Source organism: Mesorhizobium sp. CC13, from assembly GCF_039907765.1.
Classification (GTDB): Bacteria; Pseudomonadota; Alphaproteobacteria; order Rhizobiales; family Rhizobiaceae; genus Aminobacter.
Map to the genome: position 1 here is coordinate 61,753 of NZ_JARDJI010000006.1, position 17,125 is coordinate 78,877.

20 protein-coding genes and 1 tRNA gene are annotated in these 17,125 nt (G+C 64.5%); 16 read left to right on the forward strand and 5 right to left on the reverse strand.

Going from position 1 to position 17,125, the window contains the following annotated elements; genetic code table 11:
• Positions 1-240, forward strand: coding sequence for a hypothetical protein (locus PV773_RS10860; protein ID WP_340038044.1), 240 nt, complete (start codon positions 1-3; stop codon positions 238-240).
• Positions 240-638, forward strand: coding sequence for a F0F1 ATP synthase subunit epsilon (locus PV773_RS10865; protein WP_347966355.1), 399 nt, complete (start codon positions 240-242; stop codon positions 636-638). Before PV773_RS10860 ends, PV773_RS10865 begins: the two co-directional genes overlap by 1 nt.
• 63 nt (positions 639-701) lie before the next feature.
• On the opposite strand, the gene PV773_RS10870 is transcribed toward PV773_RS10865, so the two are convergent.
• The 3 genes from PV773_RS10870 to PV773_RS10880 form a co-directional block, all read right to left on the reverse strand.
• Positions 702-1,799 carry a CaiB/BaiF CoA-transferase family protein gene (locus tag PV773_RS10870; RefSeq protein ID WP_347966356.1) on the reverse strand — a complete coding sequence of 366 codons (1,098 nt, stop codon included), beginning with the start codon at positions 1,797-1,799 and terminating at the stop codon, positions 702-704.
• Between the two features lie 85 nt (positions 1,800-1,884).
• Positions 1,885-2,355, reverse strand: coding sequence for a nucleoside deaminase (locus tag PV773_RS10875; protein WP_347966357.1), 471 nt, complete (start codon positions 2,353-2,355; stop codon positions 1,885-1,887).
• Between the two features lie 11 nt (positions 2,356-2,366).
• Positions 2,367-2,960 carry an ankyrin repeat domain-containing protein gene (locus tag PV773_RS10880; protein WP_347966358.1) on the reverse strand — a complete coding sequence of 198 codons (594 nt, stop codon included), beginning with the start codon at positions 2,958-2,960 and terminating at the stop codon, positions 2,367-2,369.
• A gap of 649 nt (positions 2,961-3,609) precedes the next feature.
• On the opposite strand from PV773_RS10880, the gene rfbA reads away from it, so the two are divergent.
• The 8 genes from rfbA (at position 3,610) to PV773_RS10920 (ending at position 10,501) form a co-directional block, all read left to right on the forward strand.
• Positions 3,610-4,491, forward strand: a complete 882-nt coding sequence (gene rfbA / locus PV773_RS10885; protein ID WP_347966359.1) for a glucose-1-phosphate thymidylyltransferase RfbA — start codon at positions 3,610-3,612, stop codon at positions 4,489-4,491.
• Entirely contained in the window at positions 4,484-5,047 is a 564-nt protein-coding gene (gene rfbC, locus PV773_RS10890; protein ID WP_347966360.1) for a dTDP-4-dehydrorhamnose 3,5-epimerase, read from the forward strand. Before rfbA ends, rfbC begins: the two co-directional genes overlap by 8 nt.
• A complete protein-coding gene (gene rfbB / locus PV773_RS10895) occupies positions 5,044-6,123 on the forward strand; it encodes a dTDP-glucose 4,6-dehydratase (RefSeq protein WP_347966361.1) in 1,080 nt (359 codons plus the stop codon). The genes rfbC and rfbB overlap by 4 nt, the downstream gene beginning before the upstream one ends.
• The gene (gene rfbD, locus PV773_RS10900; RefSeq protein WP_347966362.1) at positions 6,120-7,022 is read left to right on the forward strand and encodes a dTDP-4-dehydrorhamnose reductase; all 903 of its coding nucleotides are present in this window, start codon (positions 6,120-6,122) and stop codon (positions 7,020-7,022) included. Before rfbB ends, rfbD begins: the two co-directional genes overlap by 4 nt.
• A gap of 12 nt (positions 7,023-7,034) precedes the next feature.
• Positions 7,035-8,018 carry a rhamnan synthesis F family protein gene (locus tag PV773_RS10905; protein ID WP_347966363.1) on the forward strand — a complete coding sequence of 328 codons (984 nt, stop codon included), beginning with the start codon at positions 7,035-7,037 and terminating at the stop codon, positions 8,016-8,018.
• On the forward strand, positions 8,015-8,851 hold the full coding sequence (locus PV773_RS10910; protein WP_347966364.1) for a glycosyltransferase: 837 nt from the start codon (positions 8,015-8,017) through the stop codon (positions 8,849-8,851). The genes PV773_RS10905 and PV773_RS10910 overlap by 4 nt, the downstream gene beginning before the upstream one ends.
• Before the next feature lie 2 nt (positions 8,852-8,853).
• A complete protein-coding gene (locus PV773_RS10915) occupies positions 8,854-10,113 on the forward strand; it encodes a glycoside hydrolase family 99-like domain-containing protein (protein ID WP_347966365.1) in 1,260 nt (419 codons plus the stop codon).
• A gap of 148 nt (positions 10,114-10,261) precedes the next feature.
• Positions 10,262-10,501, forward strand: a complete 240-nt coding sequence (locus PV773_RS10920) for a hypothetical protein (RefSeq protein WP_347966366.1) — start codon at positions 10,262-10,264, stop codon at positions 10,499-10,501.
• Positions 10,502-10,630: 129 nt separating this feature from the next.
• Here the strand turns inward: PV773_RS10920 and PV773_RS10925 are convergent.
• Positions 10,631-10,720, reverse strand: a tRNA-Ser gene (locus PV773_RS10925).
• Between the two features lie 430 nt (positions 10,721-11,150).
• Here PV773_RS10925 and rplU point away from each other — a divergent pair.
• The 3 genes from rplU to PV773_RS10940 all read left to right on the forward strand — a co-directional run bounded on the left by rplU (position 11,151) and on the right by PV773_RS10940 (position 12,586).
• A complete protein-coding gene (gene rplU, locus PV773_RS10930) occupies positions 11,151-11,582 on the forward strand; it encodes a 50S ribosomal protein L21 (RefSeq protein WP_347966367.1) in 432 nt (143 codons plus the stop codon).
• A gap of 24 nt (positions 11,583-11,606) precedes the next feature.
• The gene (gene rpmA / locus PV773_RS10935) at positions 11,607-11,876 is read left to right on the forward strand and encodes a 50S ribosomal protein L27 (protein ID WP_347966368.1); all 270 of its coding nucleotides are present in this window, start codon (positions 11,607-11,609) and stop codon (positions 11,874-11,876) included.
• Positions 11,877-11,995: 119 nt separating this feature from the next.
• Entirely contained in the window at positions 11,996-12,586 is a 591-nt protein-coding gene (locus PV773_RS10940) for a GNAT family N-acetyltransferase (RefSeq protein WP_347966369.1), read from the forward strand.
• A 6-nt stretch (positions 12,587-12,592) separates the two neighbouring features.
• On the opposite strand, the gene PV773_RS10945 is transcribed toward PV773_RS10940, so the two are convergent.
• Complete coding sequence (locus PV773_RS10945; RefSeq protein WP_347966370.1) at positions 12,593-13,453, reverse strand: endonuclease/exonuclease/phosphatase family protein; 861 nt, start codon at positions 13,451-13,453, stop codon at positions 12,593-12,595.
• 120 nt (positions 13,454-13,573) lie between these two features.
• Here PV773_RS10945 and obgE point away from each other — a divergent pair, with 120 nt between their 5' ends.
• Genes obgE through PV773_RS10960 form a run of 3 tightly spaced genes read left to right on the forward strand, consistent with a single transcriptional unit; the run spans position 13,574 to position 17,056 of the window.
• A complete protein-coding gene (gene obgE, locus PV773_RS10950; protein ID WP_347966371.1) occupies positions 13,574-14,611 on the forward strand; it encodes a GTPase ObgE in 1,038 nt (345 codons plus the stop codon).
• Positions 14,612-14,628: 17 nt separating this feature from the next.
• Positions 14,629-15,771 carry a glutamate 5-kinase gene (gene proB, locus PV773_RS10955; protein WP_347966523.1) on the forward strand — a complete coding sequence of 381 codons (1,143 nt, stop codon included), beginning with the start codon at positions 14,629-14,631 and terminating at the stop codon, positions 15,769-15,771.
• A gap of 4 nt (positions 15,772-15,775) precedes the next feature.
• Positions 15,776-17,056 (forward strand): glutamate-5-semialdehyde dehydrogenase, encoded by a 1,281-nt coding sequence (locus PV773_RS10960; RefSeq protein WP_347966372.1) that lies wholly within the window; start codon positions 15,776-15,778, stop codon positions 17,054-17,056.
• Positions 17,057-17,125: the final 69 nt, after the last annotated feature.

Sequence of the window (17,125 nt, forward strand, 5' to 3'; positions counted from 1 at the left end):
ATGGATGAAGATGCCGACTCCGATTTCTGCTGCGACGCTCTACGAGCGGCTACGGCGGAGCTTCCCGAGCCGGCATCTCCGACCATTTATGTGTCAGAAGATGAAGTTCTGATGATGGTTGTGGGGCTCGTCGAGACCGAGGACGGTCTGGGCTTCATGGATCAAGCAGTGGCGTACTGCCCATTCTGCGGTACCCACATTCAGGACGTGGAAGCTCTAGCCAAAGAGGCGCGGCAATAATGGCCGAATCATTCAAATTCGAACTGGTCTCGCCCGAGCGCCTGCTCGTTTCGGAACAGGTCGAGTCTGTCGTCATTCCCGGTTCGGAAGGCGAGATGACGGTCATGGCCAATCATGCGCCGCTGATGACCACGGTCAAGCCGGGCGTCGTGACGGTCAAGACCGCCGGCGGCAAGGAAGAGCGCTACGTGGTGTTCGGCGGCTTCGCCGACATCGTGCCGGCCGGCTGCACGCTGCTCGCCGAATCGGCGACGGCGGTGAAGGACATCGACCGCGCCGAACTGCTGCGCCGCATCCAGAACGCCCGCGAGGATGTGACCGACGCCAAGGACGACGGCACGCGTTCGAAGGCGGAAGCCTATCTGAACCACCTTTCGACGCTGGAATTGGCGATCTAACGCCGCAAGTCTGCGAGAATTGAGAAGCCGTCGGTCTCTTGACCGGCGGCTTCTTCGTTTGAGCTATCGGCGATTGGTCCATGCGGCGACGGCTTCATCGATCGACAGCGGGGTCGCCGGCCGGGTATGCGCCTCCGTCGGCGTCGCCGAGAAGCGCGGCGCGGGCGCCGGTTGCACCAGGCCGTCGAGTTCGACGAAGCTCCTGCGCGCAACGAGGTGCGGATGTTCGGCCGCTTCCTTCATGTCGAGCACCGGTGAGACGCAGGCGTCGGAATGTTCGAGCAGGGCCAGCCACTCGGCTCTCGGCCGGGTGCGGATGCGCGCTGCGATCCTCTCCCTGAGTGCTGCCCAGTTGCGGGGATCGGCGCGCAGGGCGTGCGCGTCCTCCTCCAGCCCGATTGCCTTGCGGAACAGCTCGAAGAACTGCGGTTCGATCGGCCCGACGGCAATGAAGGCGCCGTCTGAGCATTCATAGGCTCCGTAGTGGGGCGCTGCGCCATCCAGCAGGTTGGAGGCCCGCCCCGGTTGCCACCAGCCGGCCGCAGCCATGTCATGCATCATCGCCATCAGCTGGATTGCCCCGTCGCAGATGGCGCAGTCGACGACCTGGCCTTCGCCGGTGCGTTGCGCCGACCAGAGTGCTGCCAGCATGCCGGCTACGAGGAACATCGAGCCGCCGCCGAAGTCGCCGACGAGGTTGAGCGGCGGCAGCGGCCGCTCGGCCGGGCCGATGGCCGCGAGCGCGCCGGAAATCGCGATGTAGTTGATGTCGTGGCCGGCGTGGGGCGCGAGCGGGCCGGTCTGGCCCCAGCCGGTCATGCGCCCGTACACCAGGCGCGGATTGCGCACGATCAGCGCTTCCGGCCCGAGGCCGAGCCGCTCCATCACTCCGGGCCGGAAACCTTCGATAAGGGCATCGGCCTCGTCGATCAGCCTTCGCACCATTTCCGCATCGTCGGGGTCCTTCAGATCGACGTCCACCGTCGGGCGGCCGCGACCGCAGATCGGGTCGGGCGGAACTGCCTCGGCGCCCGGTCGGGCGATGCGGATGACATCGGCGCCCATGTCGGCGAATTGCATCGCCGCGAACGGCGCCGGCCCAAGCCCGACGAACTCCACGATGCGCAGGCCGACGAGCGGTCCCCTGGCTGGTCTCGACATCTTCGCCACTCCCTGCGGCAGAGGCTAGCGGTTCGCGGGGGGACCTGTGAAGACTGCCGCGGTGGATATCAAGCGGATTGCATGCCTAGGTTTGCGAAGATGCGGTCTTCCACTCGGCATAGAGATGCAATCCCTCGTCCGGCCGCACGGGGACATAGGCGATCTTCATCGACTGCTCGGCCACAGGTTTCGCCAGATCGGCATAGATGGCGGCGGTGGACAGGCCGAAAGGCTCGCCGTCATCGTTCGAGTAGGCATAGGCCACCTCGGCGATGCCGGCCATGCGCATCGCGGCCATGCACATCGGGCAGGGATTGCCGCTGGCATAGACCGCGCAGCCGTCGAGCCGTGGCGAGCCCAGCACCTGGCTCGCCGCCCGCACCGCGGACATCTCCGCATGTGCGGTCGGGTCGTTGGTCGAAAGCACCTCGTTGACGCCGCTGGCGATGACTTCGCCGTCCTTCACGACCACGGCGCCGAACGGACGGCCGCCCCTGGCTATGTTTGCGCGCGCGAGTTCGACCGCCTCGCAGAGAAAGCGCTCCGTCTTGTTCATCGCAACCCTCCTCAGCGCGCGCCGGCGGAGACCAGTATCTTCTCGATCTCCGAATAGCCGCGACTCCGGGCATTCTGAAGCGGCGTCAGGCCGTCGCCGTCGGGGATGTTGACGTCGGCGCCGGCGTCGACCAGCAGCTTGACGATCGCAACGTGTCGGGGGCCGCCGTCGGACAGAACGATGGCCTCCATCAGGGCCGTCCAGTTGAGGCTATTGACGTGGTCGACGTCGACCCCCGCCTCGATCAACGCCTGTACGGTCTCGACATGTCCGCGCTCGGAAGCCGGAATGAGCGCGGTACCGCCGTAGCGATTGGTACTCTTGAGGTCCGCACCGTTGGCCAGCGTCATGCGCAGGATTTCCAGATGGCCGCGCGCTCCCGCATAGAGATAGGGGCTGTCGTCGATGTTGTCCTTGGCGTTGACGTTGGCTCCTGCCTCGATCAGCACCCTTGCCGCCTCGACCTGGTTGGCGTGGGTGGCGATCAGCAGCGCCGTGCGGCCTGCGTCGTCCCTGGCATCGATCTTGGCCCCCTTGGCCAGAAGTTGCTGGATGGAAGCGGCGTTGCCTCTTTCCGCTGCCTGGTACAGTTCACGCTCGAGCATGTCCCCTCCTGCCGATGCCGGTGAAAACCACGTCAGGACGGCGATCAATGCATAAAGGAATACGGATAGTGCCTTGGGCATCGCGGTTCTTCCTGACTATCGTTGCAGCCGCCATCGACAGGGAAGGCCGTGGGCGCCTGCGCCGGCCGGATGCCGGCTGTGACTTCGTTGCCCGCTGGTGGCCCAGAACTGGCAGACGACTTGCAAGCCAAATAGGAAGCGGCATGGGCATTTCAAAATTAAATATCCCAATGAGGTATATTTGGAAACTGAATGTCCGTCTGCCTCGGCTCTCCTCGAACCTCTTGGCGTTATCGACGGGCGCAACTTCAGCGGCCGCGCGGTGACCCGAGCGCACGGTGTGCAGGGGCAAGGTCCTCCCGATACCCGATCGATGGAATCGTCGCCGCGAGCGTCTTCGCCCCAAAGATGGCGGCCGCCCGCCAGTCAGCATGACACTGCAATCATAACGTGCAATGATCCGGGCGGTGGAGGCTGCAAAGCTGGCTTTCTCGTCATATTACGACGTGAAATCAAATCTGTACGAGCACACGCGAGGATGCATGGCGCCGTTTCAGCGTTTGTCATACAGTCGCGCGAATCTCAGCCGGGCGGGGGTCAGCGGCAACTCGACATACGGAACTCGGTGGTGAAGGGCATAATCCTGGCCGGTGGAAGCGGAACCCGGCTCTATCCGGCAACATTGGCGGTCTCGAAGCAGATACTGCCTATCTACGACAAACCCATGATCTACTATCCGCTCGGCGTTCTGATGCTGGCGGGTATCAGAGACATATTGATCATCTCGACGCCGCGCGACCTGCCGCAGTTCCAGCAACTGCTCGGCGATGGTTCGGCTTTCGGCGTGGCGTTCTCCTACGCCGAGCAAGCCGCACCCAACGGCCTTGCCGAAGCCTTCGTCATCGGGCGCGACTTCATCGGCGACAGTTCGGTCGCGCTCATCCTGGGCGACAACATCTTCTACGGCGACGGGCTGTCAGAGCGTTGCCGCGAGGCAGTCTCCCGCGAGCGCGGTGCCTCGGTCTTCGCCTACCAGGTCGACGACCCCCAGCGTTACGGCGTGGTTGCATTCGACCGCACCACCCGGCAAGCCCTGTCCATCGAGGAGAAGCCGGTCGAGCCACGCTCCAACTGGGCAGTGACGGGCCTCTATTTCTACGACAATTCAGTGGTCGACATCGCGTCGTCGATCAGGCCGTCGGCGCGTGGCGAACTGGAGATCACCGACGTCAACCGCGCCTATCTCGACAGGGGGCAGTTGCACGTCGTCCGCCTGGGCCGCGGCTATGCGTGGCTCGACACTGGCACCCACGACAGCCTGCACGAGGCGTCGTCGTTCGTCCGCACCATCGAGCACCGCCAGGGGATCAAGATCATGTGCCCCGAGGAGATCGGGTTCGAACTCGGCTGGCTTACGGAAGCGGAGGTCATGCAGCGGGCTGCCGTGCTGGGCAAGACGGACTACGCGCGCTACCTCCAGCGCCGGGTCCGGGAGATCGCGCATGGTTGAGGTCCGCAGCCTCGGCCTCGACGGGGTCCTCGAAATCGTGCCGCCCAAGTTCCAGGATGAACGGGGTTTCTTCTCCGAGACCTGGAACGCCGAAAAGTTGGCGAAAGCCGGCGTTGCAATCGAATTTGTGCAGGACAATCATTCGTATTCGGCCCCACGCGGCGTGCTACGCGGGCTGCACTTCCAGACGCCGCCCTTGGCGCAGGACAAGCTGGTGCGCGTGCTGCGCGGGTCCGTCTTCGACGTGGCGGTGGACATCCGCAAAGGTTCGCCGAGCTTCGGCCGATGGGTGGGAGTTACCCTCTCCGAGAAGAAGTGGAACCAGATCCTCGTGCCGAAGGGATTTGCTCACGGCTTCGTAACGCTCGAGCCCGACACCGAGGTGGTCTATAAGGTATCCGCACCCTATTCGCAGCCGAACGACCGCTCGGTCCGTTTCGATGATCCAGATATTGCGATCGACTGGCCTGTTCCCGCCGCGGAGATCACCGTGTCGGCGAAGGACGGCGCGGCACCCCGCCTCTCCGAAATCGAAACCGGATTCGTCTACCCGTGAAGCAAGAAGTACAGACAGTTCTCGTCACAGGCGGCGCAGGCTTCATCGGTTCGGCGGTGTGCCGGCATCTGGTTGCCGGCGGCGGCTACCGGGTCGTCAATCTCGACAAGCTGACCTATGCGGGCAACCTGGCCTCGCTGCGCGACATCGAAGGTCATCCGAATTACGCCTTCCATCGGGCCGACATCTGCGACGCCGGTGCGATCAGGCAGATCCTGGCGACCGAGAAGGTCGACAGGATCATGCACCTGGCAGCAGAAAGCCATGTCGACCGGTCGATCGACGGGCCGATGGAGTTCGTGTCCACCAATGTCGTCGGCACGGTCAGCCTTTTGTCGGCGGCACTCGATCATTGGCGCGGCCTGGATGCCGCGAGGCAGCAGAACTTCCGCTTCCATCACGTCTCGACCGACGAGGTGTTCGGCGACCTGCCGTTCGATTCCGGGGTGTTCAGCGAGGAGTCGCCCTATCGGCCGTCGTCGCCCTATTCGGCGTCGAAGGCGGCCTCCGACCATTTCGTCCGCGCCTGGCACGAGACCTACGGCCTGCCGGTGGTCCTCTCCAACTGCTCCAACAACTACGGTCCCTACCATTTCCCGGAGAAGCTGATCCCTCTGGTCATCGCCAATGCCCTGGACGAGCGGCCGCTGCCTGTCTATGGCAAGGGCGCCAATGTGCGCGACTGGCTGTACGTCGAAGACCATGCACGGGCGCTCGAGGCCGTCATGACCAAGGGCCAGGTCGGCGAAAGCTACAATATCGGCGGGCGCGCGGAACGCACCAATCTGGAGGTGGTGGAGACCATCTGCGCGCTGCTCGATGCGCGCCGGCCTCGGAGCAACGGCAAATCCCATCTCGATCTCATTGCCTTCGTCGCCGACCGTCCGGGCCATGACAGGCGCTATGCAATCGATCCCACCAAGTCGGAGCGCGAGCTCGGCTGGCGGCCGCAGGAAACTTTTGAATCCGGTCTTGCCCACACGGTGGACTGGTATCTCGAAAACGGCTGGTGGTGGCGGCCGATCCGCGAGCAGCGTTTCGACGGGGCGCGTCAGGGACTGGTCGGCGCCCAGTGAAGATACTCGTCACGGGGACATCCGGCCAACTCGCGCGCGCGCTCGCGGCCCGCGCCGCGACGGCCGGCGTCCAGATCATTTGTGTCGGCCGGCCCGATCTCGAACTTGAAGACCCGGCAAGCTTCGTGCCAGTCCTCCAGGCGGTTGTGCCCGACCTCGTCATCAACGCCGCGGCACACACGGCGGTCGACCAGCAGGAGGACGAGCCCGATCGCGCATTCAGGATCAATGCCGAGGCGCCGGCCGAAATCGCGCGGCTGACGCATTTGCGGCGCATCCCCCTCGTCCAGGTCTCGACCGACTACGTCTATGACGGCCGGTCCCCGCGTCCTTATTTCGAGGCCGACCCGACCAATCCGCAGACGGTGTACGGCCGCAGCAAGCTCGCGGGAGAGGAGGCTGTCCGCGCCGGCAACCCAGACCACATGGTGATCCGGACGGCGTGGGTCGTGAGTCCCTATGGCCACAATTTCGTCAAGACGATGTTGCGCCTTGGACAGACCCGAGACAGGCTGCAAGTGGTGGCCGACCAGTTCGGCAATCCCACGGAGGCGCACGACATCGCCGACGGCCTGCTTGCCGCGGCCCTGGTCCGGCGCCGCGAAGGCCGCTTTCCGCAGGGCCTCTATCATCTCGCGGGGCAGGGGCGCGCAAGCTGGTACGAATTGGCGCGGCATGTGATGGCCACGAGCAAGGCTCTTGGCGGCCCCTGGGCCGAGGTCGAGCCGATCGGCAGCGAGGCGTGGGCGGCGAAAGCGCCGCGACCGGCAAATTCCGAGCTCAATTCGGATGCCTTCCATCGCGACTTCGGCTATCGGGCAGGCGAGTGGCGGGAGAGGGTCGAAGCAGTGGTGAGGGTACTGACTCTTGGTCTCCTCGTGCTAGCTGGAGGCATTTAAGCAGTGGTTGCCTTGAATGAGATCGGGTCTGATCTATCACGCCTCGGTGTGAGGGTGGCGTTCGCGATCCACGCCTACTATCCTGATGTTTTTGAAGAAATACTATCCTATCTGGCCGATCTTCCGCTGAACAAGAAGTATTTTGTTACAACTGTCGCCGAGCATGAATATCGAATCCGCTGGGCTCTTCAGGCTTCCGGCCAGCCTTTTCAGCTGGACATCGTGACAAATCGCGGGCGCGATGTCCTGCCCTTTTGGAGGATCTATCCGGGAATTCGTACCGAGAATTTTGAATATATCATAAAAGTTCATACTAAGAAATCTCCTCATTTGAAAAATGGAAGTAAGTGGCGTGATTCTATATTGGCGAATTTGATTTCGCCGGAAGCATTTCTTGCAAATTTTATTGCCTTCAAGGACGATGCTGGATTAGGAATAATTTGTCCTGAGGGCTTCTATCTGCCAATCGAGGCGCATCTTGGTCCCAACGAGGATCGCGTTCTTTCAATCGCCTCCCGTCTCGGGCTGACCAGAAGCGAGGTCCATCAACAGGGGTTCTGTGCGGGAACGATGTTTGCTGCGCGAGTCTCCGCGCTGGATCCTTTGCTGCGCCTCAAATTTGACGATCAGGAGTTCGAGCAGGAAGCGGGTCAAGTTGACGGAACACTGGCGCATGCGTTGGAGCGTTGCATGACCCTAGGAACTGTTCGAAATTCGATGCGGGTGGCCGTCACTTCAAGCCCGACTGCGACTGCTCGGTTCAACTCGGCGGCAGAATTTGCTGGGACGCTCTTTGAAGGGGCTTCGCAATCGAGGTTCCTGGCCCAAGTCAGGGAACAGGGTCGAAAGCTGGAAAGAAAAGTGCGTCACATGATACGCGGCAGGCGGCCGGCGGGGACGACCGTTGATCAGGTGAGTGTTACAAAAGACGGAGATGAGAGCGATCCAAGTTTGGCCGGCCAAGCCTTACCGGTCCAAGGCAACGAGGCGCCATGAAATTTGACCTCGACATCATCGTCGTCACGCACGACAGCGGGGCGGTGCTGCAGGTGTTCCTGGACAGCGTTCCTGACTTCGTCAGCGTCATCGTCGCTGACAATGCGAGTACGGACGACACCGTTGCGGTGGCGCGCGCCGCGGGGGCGAAGGTCGTCGAGATCGGTGAGAATGTCGGCTATGGCTGTGCGTGCAACATCGGGGCGGCTGCCAGCGACGCTACCTTCCTCATGTTCGCCAATCCCGACATGCGCTTCGAACCAGGCGCGATCGAGGCTTTTGTCGCAGCCGCGGCGGCATTTCCCAACGCCGCCTTCAATCCGCGCATCTATTCGGGCTCACGGCGGAGGTTCCGGAAATGGTCGCGACTGCTGCCGGCATCTCAATGCTGGCGCGGCTCCCCCCCGGATGGTGACTGCGTGATCCCGGTGTTGCACGGTTCGTGCATCTTCATGCGCCACGACCATTTCGAGATGGTGGGCGGCTTCGATCCGAGGATCTTCCTGTTCCACGAAGACGACGATCTCAGCGTGAGACTGCGGGAGGCGGGTGTCGAACTGCGCCTGGCCGCCGGCGCCATGGTCGACCATGCCGAGGGCAATTCGAGCCTGCGGTCGTCTCGCTCGGGCCGGATCAAGGGCGAGGCCATGGGGCGATCCCTCGTCTATGTCATGAACAAGCATCGTCTGCGGCTCGATCTGCCGGCCGAGCGCCACCGGGCATGGCTGAAGCTGCTGTCCCCGCATGTGCTGCTCAATGGCGCGCGGCGCGAGAAACTGCTCGGCTTCCTGCATGGGCTGAGCGGCGGTCCGATGGACCAGATCGGGAAATAGCAATGAAGCCGCAGTCCGGCGCACCCTGGCGCGAGCAACATTCGCTGTCCCGCTGGCTGTGGGCGGCGTTGCGCCGCATTGCGCGCCCGGGCGGCTGGCAGTCGGCGCGCGCGGCAACGCGCGGCCTGCATGATTGGCACGTCGACAACGCGTTGGGCAGGTATCCGGCGAAGGATTTCGTGCCGATTGCCTCGGCGCCGCCGCCGCCCACCGACGTTCGGCTGATCGCCTACTACCTGCCGCAGTTCCACCCCATCCCGGAGAACGATGAATGGTGGGGCAAAGGCTTCACCGAATGGCGCAACGTCGCCCGCGCCTTTCCCGTCTACAAGGGGCATTACCAGCCTCGGCTTCCCGGTGAGCTGGGCTACTACGACCTGCGCTTGCCGGAGGTGATGCGCCGGCAGGTGGAACTCGCCAAGCTTTACGGCATCTCGGCCTTCTGCTTCCATTTCTACTGGTTCGGTGGAAAGCGGCTGCTCGAAAGGCCGCTGGATCATTTCCTCCAGGCTTCCGAACTCGATTTGCCGTTTTGCCTGTGCTGGGCCAATGAAAGCTGGTCGCGCAGGTGGACGGGACGCGAGCAGGACGTGCTCATGGCTCAGCGACATTCGCCTGAAGACGACATCGCCGTCATCCGCGACCTGGACAAATATTTCCGCGACCCCCGCTATCTCAGGATCGACGGCAAGCCGGTCCTGACGATCTACCGCGCCGGGCTGTTCCCGGATCTTGCGGGCACCGTGGCGCGTTGGCGTGCCGAAATGGAGCGGATGGGCTACCCCGGCATCTATCTGGTTGCGACCAACGCGTTCGATTTCTCCGGTCACGCCGGTCACGGCTTGGATGCCTTGTCGGAATTTCCGCCGCATGGCGTCAGCACGCCCAACATAGAGGGGCAGCTTGCCGTCTCGCCTGCCCGGACAGGCGGCCGCATCCGCAGCTACGGCGACGTGGTGGCGGCGGAGACCGCCAAGGGGACGTCAACGGGAGTGGTTCATCCGGGCGTCATGCCCGCCTGGGACAACAGCGCGCGGCGCCCGACCTCGGCCCAGATCTATGACGGGTCGACCCCAGATCTGTTCCAGGGCTGGCTCGCCCATGCCATGCGTCGCGCAGCTGCGAACCCCGCCGGTGAAAGGCTGGTTTTCGTCAATGCGTGGAACGAATGGGGCGAAGGAGCCTATCTGGAGCCCGACCTGCGATATGGCTATGCCTATCTCGAGGCCTGCGCATCCGCCATCAGGGACTATGCCAAATAGCGGGAGCCTGTCGGGATATGGATCCCCCTGCGAGCCTGGCCAATCGGCGGCAACGACGCGCGATTGTTGCCGCGCGAGTGCCCGTGTATCATCGCGACCGCCGGTTGTCGAACGCCGCATTCCGCGGGCCGGCTTGGAGGAAACGGCCATGTTACGTGCAATCACGCTTGCATTTGCCTTGTCAATTTTCCCCGCCACCGCCTTTGCCAGTTCCTGTCCGACCATCATGGCTGCAATAGATGCGGCGCTGCCGTCGGCGAAGCTCGCCGAGGCCGACATGACGAAGGTCAAGGAACTGCGCGCCCAGGGCGAATCCCTGCACCAGTCCGGCGACCACGCCGGGTCGGAAGCAGCCCTCAACGAAGCCAAGAAGCTGCTGGGCATCTAAGCATCCTGAGCTTGTTCCAGTAATCGCGCTGCGGTTCGACCGGGCGAGTCTCGGTCGAGCCCAGATTGCCGTCGGCGTGCGGACAGGCGCCGCCCGTTGCGGGTCAGGGTGCCTGGATTTCAGGGGGAATGGCGGAGAAGGAGGGATTCGAACCCCCGATACCCTTGCGAGTATGCCGCATTTCGAGTGCGGTGCTTTCAACCACTCAGCCACTTCTCCGCAGCGTGGTCGGCCTTGCCGGCGCGGCGCACTAGATAACGACTGATCGCCGATCACACAAGGCCAAATCTGCGTTTCGTTGCGGCATCTTTCACCACCGCGACGAGTCATGCTTCGGAAGCCGTTTCGTTGCCTCCACTTATGGTGACGGCCGGCCGTAAGGCGGCCGCGCTCGATCGTCATCAGTGCACCCGCATGCGGATGGCACCGCACATGCTGGAGACGCGACCGCCGCGGGTGGCCTGGCGCGCGAACGCGCTTTTGCCGTCGTTTGCCTTGACTTCGCGACAACCATCGGTTACGGGACGCCTGCATTCGGCGTGGAGGGTTCTCTGCGCCGCTTGTTTTTTGAACCCGTAACGACTGACAAAAAGACGGCCCGGACCACCCAGTGATCCAACAAGGCCGACCGAACAGCGAAAGGCATAAAATGTTCGCAGTCATCAAAACGGGCGGCAAGCAGTACCGCGTCGCCGCCAATGATGTGATCAAGATCGAGAAGGTCGCCGGTGTCGCCGGTGAGACCGTTGAATTCGTCGAAGTTCTCGCCGTCGGCGAGGGCGACAAGGCCGAGATCGGCGCGCCCTTCGTGGCCGGCGCCGTGGTCACGGCGGAAGTGGTCGAGCAGGGCCGCGCTCCGACCGTCATCGCCTTCAAGAAGCGTCGTCGCCAGAACTCGCGCCGTGCGCGCGGCAACCGCCAGCATTACACCGCGGTCCGGATCGCGGAGATCCTGACGGGCGGTGCCAAGCCTTCGAAGAAGGCGGCGGCCAAGACCGAAGCCGCGGCTGAAGAAGCCGCCGAGAAGCCCGCGAAGAAGGCAGCGCCGAAAAAGGCTGCAGCCGTCGCGGAATCAGAGTAATAGAGCGACTGAAGGAGTACACCAATGGCACATAAGAAAGCTGGCGGTTCGTCGCGCAACGGTCGCGATTCTGAGTCGAAGCGCCTTGGCGTGAAGAAGTTCGGCGGCGAAGCCGTGATTGCGGGCAACATCATCATTCGTCAACGCGGCACCACCTGGCATCCCGGCGCCAACGTCGGCATGGGCAAGGATCATACCCTTTTTGCTCTGGAAGCTGGTGCCGTGTCGTTTGCCAAGAAAGCCAACGGCCGAACCTACGTGTCGGTAAACCCGATGCCGAAGGCCGCGGAGTAGCCGGTTCCGCACTACAACACCGGCGCCCCATCTCGGGAACCGGTGTCTGGCCAAGCCAGGAAAAGGATCAGGGGAGATGGGTCGCCATCTCCCCTTTTTCTTTTGCCTGGAGGATTGAAATGGTTGCCGAGAAGGAAGATTTCGAAGACGAAAGGCTGTCGATCGACTGCCCCATATTGCTGACGGAGCGGCTCGTCCTGCGTCCGCCGCACGAGGACGATATCCCCGAACTGGTGCAGCTCGCCGACAATCGCCACGTCGCCGAAATGCTGTCGCGCATGCCGCACCCCTATGGCGAGGCCGAGGCGCGCGCGTTCCTGTCTATGGCGCGGGCCAAGCGTGGCGGCGGCGTCGTCTATGCGATCACCCTCGCCGACAGCGGCGCCTTCGTCGGCTCGGCCGGCCTCAATGCCACCGACCGTGGCCTCGAACTCGGCTACTGGATCGGCGAGCCCTACTGGAAGCGCGGCTATGCCACGGAAGCCGCGCATGCGCTGGTCGATCTCGCCTTCCGCGCGACCGACGCCAACGTGCTCAACGTTTCGTGCCGGGTCATCAACCCGGCGTCGCGGCGGGTCATCCACAAGTGCGGCTTCCAGTATGCCGGCCAGGGCATGCTGAATTCGATCGTCGCCGGCCAGGTGCCGGTCGAGCGCTACCGGCTCGACCGCAAGACTTGGGCGAGCCTGAGGTCGTGGGCGCGCTTCTGAGGGGGCTCAGTTCAGCTCGACCCATACCGGCTGGTGGTCGGAGCCGTCCGCGTCGGTGTCGATGCGGACGGATTTGACCTTCGCCGCAAGGTCGGCCTGGACGAAGGCGTAGTCGATGAGGCGGGATTTTTCCGGATGGGTCGCGTCGGTCCAGGAGACCGATCCGTCCGGGACGCCGCCAGCCAGGGCATAGGCGTCGACAGGGTGATGGGCGACGATCTGGGGGCCTTCGACCGGGTCGGGCACGCCGGTCATCACAAGGTGCTCGGGCGAGCCGGGCACCATGTTGAAGTCGCCCATGAGCACGAATTCCTCGGGGCAGGGGAGCTCGGGGAATCCGTATTCGGCGGCACCGGTGATGGCGCCGCCTTCCATCACGTAAGCGTAGGCCCGCTCCTTGAGGTGGCGGATCTGCAGGGTCCGTTCCTCCTGACTGACATGGTCGACATGCACCGAATAGACACGCAGGGGACCGGAAGGCGCCATGACGAGCGCCTCGAGTGCCGCGCGCTGCAGGTTGCCGCGGCTGATGCGCCGGCTGCGCGGCAGAAGCAGGTTGCGCGACGCCACGATCGGCCAGCGCGACAGTACCATGTTGCCGAACTGCAGGCGCTTGTTGGCCGGCTTGCCATCGTCGCCGACCATGCCGAAGTCGATGTCCATGGCGGCGCCGTAGACATGGAAGTAGTCGGGCAGCAGCCGTGCCAGCCCTTCGACCATGTCGGCCATGTTGTTGCGCATGAAGTTGCGGGTCACCTCCTGCAGCGCCACGATGTCGGCGCCGTCGACGGCGCGGGCGATGCGCTCGAGGTCGTAGCGCCCGTCGCGGCCGACGCCATATTGGGTGTTGTAGGTGACCAGCTTCATCGACTTCCCCTCATCGCGCGGCAAAGCGTCCGCGCCCAATCCGCTCTCGCCCTTCGCCGCGCCTTGCGCTATGGCAGGTGCGCTGAAACAACCAGATAACAGCAGAAGACGAACAGTCCGATGAAATTTCTCGATCAGGCCAAGGTTTACATCCGCTCCGGCAACGGTGGTGCGGGCGCGGTGTCGTTCCGGCGCGAAAAATTCATCGAGTTCGGCGGTCCCGACGGCGGCGACGGCGGCCGCGGCGGCGACGTCTGGCTGGAGGTGGTCGACGGGCTGAACACGCTGATCGACTATCGCTACCAGCAGCATTTCAAGGCGCAGACCGGCATCCACGGCATGGGCCGCAACATGACCGGCGCCAAGGGCGCCGACATCGTGCTCAAGGTACCCGTCGGCACCCAGGTCTATGAAGAAGACAACGAGACCCTGATCTGCGACCTGACCCAGGTCGGGCAGCGCTTCCTGCTCGCCAAGGGCGGCAATGGCGGCTTCGGCAACCAGCATTTCAAGACCTCGACCAACCAGGCACCGCGTCGCGCCAACCCCGGCCTCGAAGGCCAGGAGATGTGGATCTGGCTCAGGCTCAAGCTGATCGCCGATGCCGGCCTCGTCGGCCTGCCCAATGCCGGCAAGTCGACCTTCCTCGCCTCCGTCACGGCGGCCAAGCCGAAGATCGCCGACTATCCGTTCACCACGCTGCATCCGGGCCTGGGCGTCGCCCGCATCGATGCGCGCGAGTTCGTCATCGCCGATATTCCCGGCCTGATCGAGGGCGCCCACGAGGGCGTCGGCATCGGCGACCGCTTCCTTGGCCATGTCGAGCGCACGCGCGTGCTCTTGCATCTGGTTTCGGCGCAGGAAGAGAACCCGGGCAAGGCCTACAAGGTCGTGCGCGGCGAGCTCGAAGCCTATGGGCACGGCCTGGCCGAGAAGACCGAGATCGTGGCGCTCTCCCAGGTCGACACGCTCGATCCCGATACGCGCAAGAAGAAGGTCGCCTCGCTGAAGCGCGCTGCCGGCCGCGCTCCGATCCTGCTTTCTGCGGTCACCCGCGAGGGCGTCGAGGAGACGTTGCGCGCCCTGATGAGCGTGGTCGAGGAAGCGCGCCAGGCAAGCGGCGACGTCGCCCCCGCCGATGCGCGCTGGATGAAGTAGGCCCGACCGACATGACCATTCCTTCGCTTCGGACCTACAAGCGCATCACCGTCAAGATCGGCTCGGCGCTGCTGGTCGACCGTTCGACCGGCCTCAAGCGTGAATGGCTGGCCTCGATGGCCGACGATATCGCGACGCTCGCCGAGGCCGGCGCGGACGTGCTGGTGGTCTCGTCGGGCGCCATCGCGCTCGGCCGCACAATCTTGGGCCTCGGCAAGCGGGCGCTGAAGCTCGAGGAAAGCCAGGCGGCAGCTGCAGTCGGCCAGATCGAGCTGGCCGGCGCCTGGTCGGATGCGCTCGGCCGCAAGGGACTGAAGTCGGGCCAGATCCTGGTGACGCTCGGCGACACCGAGGAGCGCCGCCGCTACCTCAATGCGCGGGCAACCATCTCGACGCTGCTCAAGATGAAGGCCGTGCCCGTCATCAACGAGAACGATACGGTCGCCACCACCGAAATCCGCTACGGCGACAACGACCGTCTGGCCGCCCGCATGGCGACCATGATGGGCGCCGACCTTCTGGTGCTGCTGTCCGACATCGACGGGCTCTATACCGCCCCGCCGGCGCATGACCCGAACGCGAGGTTCATTCCCGTCGTCGACCGCATCACGCCCGACATCGAGGCGATGGCAGGCGCTGCCGCCTCCGAGCTGTCGCGTGGCGGCATGCGCACCAAGCTCGACGCCGGCAAGATCGCGACCGCGTCGGGCACGGCGATGATCATCACGGCGGGCACCAGGCTGTCGCCGCTGATGGCGATCGAGCGCGGCGAGCGCGCCACCTATTTCCGCCCGAGCGGCAATCCGGTGAAGGGCTACAAGACCTGGATCGCCGGCCAGCTCGAACCTGCCGGGCGGCTCACCGTCGATGCTGGTGCGGTGGGCGCACTGCTCTCGGGCAAGTCGCTGCTGCCTGCGGGCGTTAGGCTCGTCAGCGGCAATTTCTCGCGCGGCGACACGGTGGCGATCCTGTCGCCCGAGGGGCGCGAGATCGCGCGCGGGCTGGTTGCCTATGACGCTGCGGATGCCGTAAGGATCGCAGGGCTGAAGTCGACCGAGATCGAGACCGTGCTCGGCTATGAAGCGCGTTCGGCGATGATCCATCGCGACGACCTGGTGGTGAGCCATGCGGACGCGGTGCCGGCGCAGGCGGAAGGGTGAGGACATGCTGAAGGCGCACGAGAGCCAGGACACGGCGCGGCTGATGGCCGAGATCGGCCGCAAGGCCCGGGCTGCCGCGCGCCCACTCGCCACAGCCAGCGCCGAGCGCAAGCACGCCGCCCTGATCGGCATGGCCGACGCCATCCTGCGCCGCGAGCACGAGATTCTCGACGCCAACGCCATCGATGTGAAGAACGGCGAGGAGGCTGGCCTCAGCGGCTCCTTCATGGACCGTCTGAAGCTCACGCCCGGTCGCATCCGCGACATGGCCGACGGCATTCGCGCGATCGCCGACCTCAGGGATCCGGTCGGCGAGACCATCGCCGAATGGGATCGTCCCAACGGGCTGCATATCGAGCGCGTGCGCACGCCGCTCGGCGTCATCGGCGTGATCTACGAGAGCCGCCCCAACGTGACCGCTGATGCCGGCGCGCTGTGCCTCAAGGCCGGCAATGCGGTGATCCTGCGCGGCGGGTCGGACTCGCTCAATTCGTCGCTGGCGATCCATTCCTGCCTGGTCGAGGGCCTGAAGTCGGCGAACCTGCCGGAGGATGCGATCCAGCTGGTTCCTGTGACCGATCGCGCCGCCGTCGGCGAGATGCTCAAGGGGCTCACGGGCAACATCGACGTGATCGTGCCGCGCGGCGGCAAGAGCCTGGTCGAGCGCGTGCAGACCGAGGCGCGCGTGCCTGTATTCGCCCATCTCGAGGGCATCTGCCATCTCTACATCGACAAGTCGGCCAAGCTCGACATGGCGGTGGCGATCGCGGTCAACGCCAAGATGCGCCGGACCGGCATCTGCGGTGCGGCCGAGACGCTGCTGGTCGACCGTGCCGTGGCCTCGACCCATCTCGTGCCGGTGCTCGAGGCCCTGCGTGCGGCAGGGTGCGAAATCCACGCCGACGCGGACGTGCTGGCGGCGTTCGCCGACGCAAAGCCCGCGACCGAGGCGGACTGGTCGACCGAATATCTCGATGCCATCATCTCGGCCAAGCTGGTCGACGGCATCTCGGGCGCCATCGAGCATATCGAGACGTTCTCCTCGCACCACACCGAGGCCATCGTCGCCGAGGACGCCAAGGCGGTGGAGCGCTTCTTCAACGAGATCGACTCGGCGATCCTGCTGCATAACGCCTCGACGCAGTTCGCCGATGGCGGTGAGTTCGGCATGGGTGCGGAGATCGGCATCGCTACCGGCAAGATGCACGCGCGCGGGCCGGTCGGCGTCGAGCAGCTGACGTCGTTCAAGTACCGCGTGCGCGGCAACGGCCAGCTCCGGCCGTGACGGGAAGCATCGGGTCGGTGTGACGGCTTTGCGCGCAATCACCCCCCTCTGCCCTGCCGGGCATCTCCC

What these genes read in the sequence shown, in the direction of transcription:
- PV773_RS10940 (WP_347966369.1), top strand. Translation starts at nt 11,996, where the DNA reads ATGGTTGCCGAGAAGGAAGATTTCGAAGACGAAAGGCTGTCGATCGAC.
- PV773_RS10910 (WP_347966364.1), top strand. Translation starts at nt 8,015, where the DNA reads ATGAAATTTGACCTCGACATCATCGTCGTCACGCACGACAGCGGGGCG.
- PV773_RS10870 (WP_347966356.1), bottom strand. Translation starts at nt 1,799, where the DNA reads ATGTCGAGACCAGCCAGGGGACCGCTCGTCGGCCTGCGCATCGTGGAG.
- rpmA (WP_347966368.1), top strand. Translation starts at nt 11,607, where the DNA reads ATGGCACATAAGAAAGCTGGCGGTTCGTCGCGCAACGGTCGCGATTCT.
- PV773_RS10915 (WP_347966365.1), top strand. Translation starts at nt 8,854, where the DNA reads ATGAAGCCGCAGTCCGGCGCACCCTGGCGCGAGCAACATTCGCTGTCC.
- PV773_RS10880 (WP_347966358.1), bottom strand. Translation starts at nt 2,960, where the DNA reads ATGCTCGAGCGTGAACTGTACCAGGCAGCGGAAAGAGGCAACGCCGCT.
- rfbC (WP_347966360.1), top strand. Translation starts at nt 4,484, where the DNA reads ATGGTTGAGGTCCGCAGCCTCGGCCTCGACGGGGTCCTCGAAATCGTG.
- PV773_RS10960 (WP_347966372.1), top strand. Translation starts at nt 15,776, where the DNA reads ATGCTGAAGGCGCACGAGAGCCAGGACACGGCGCGGCTGATGGCCGAG.
- PV773_RS10865 (WP_347966355.1), top strand. Translation starts at nt 240, where the DNA reads ATGGCCGAATCATTCAAATTCGAACTGGTCTCGCCCGAGCGCCTGCTC.
- PV773_RS10875 (WP_347966357.1), bottom strand. Translation starts at nt 2,355, where the DNA reads ATGAACAAGACGGAGCGCTTTCTCTGCGAGGCGGTCGAACTCGCGCGC.
- rplU (WP_347966367.1), top strand. Translation starts at nt 11,151, where the DNA reads ATGTTCGCAGTCATCAAAACGGGCGGCAAGCAGTACCGCGTCGCCGCC.
- PV773_RS10945 (WP_347966370.1), bottom strand. Translation starts at nt 13,453, where the DNA reads ATGAAGCTGGTCACCTACAACACCCAATATGGCGTCGGCCGCGACGGG.
- PV773_RS10920 (WP_347966366.1), top strand. Translation starts at nt 10,262, where the DNA reads ATGTTACGTGCAATCACGCTTGCATTTGCCTTGTCAATTTTCCCCGCC.
- PV773_RS10860 (WP_340038044.1), top strand. Translation starts at nt 1, where the DNA reads ATGGATGAAGATGCCGACTCCGATTTCTGCTGCGACGCTCTACGAGCG.
- obgE (WP_347966371.1), top strand. Translation starts at nt 13,574, where the DNA reads ATGAAATTTCTCGATCAGGCCAAGGTTTACATCCGCTCCGGCAACGGT.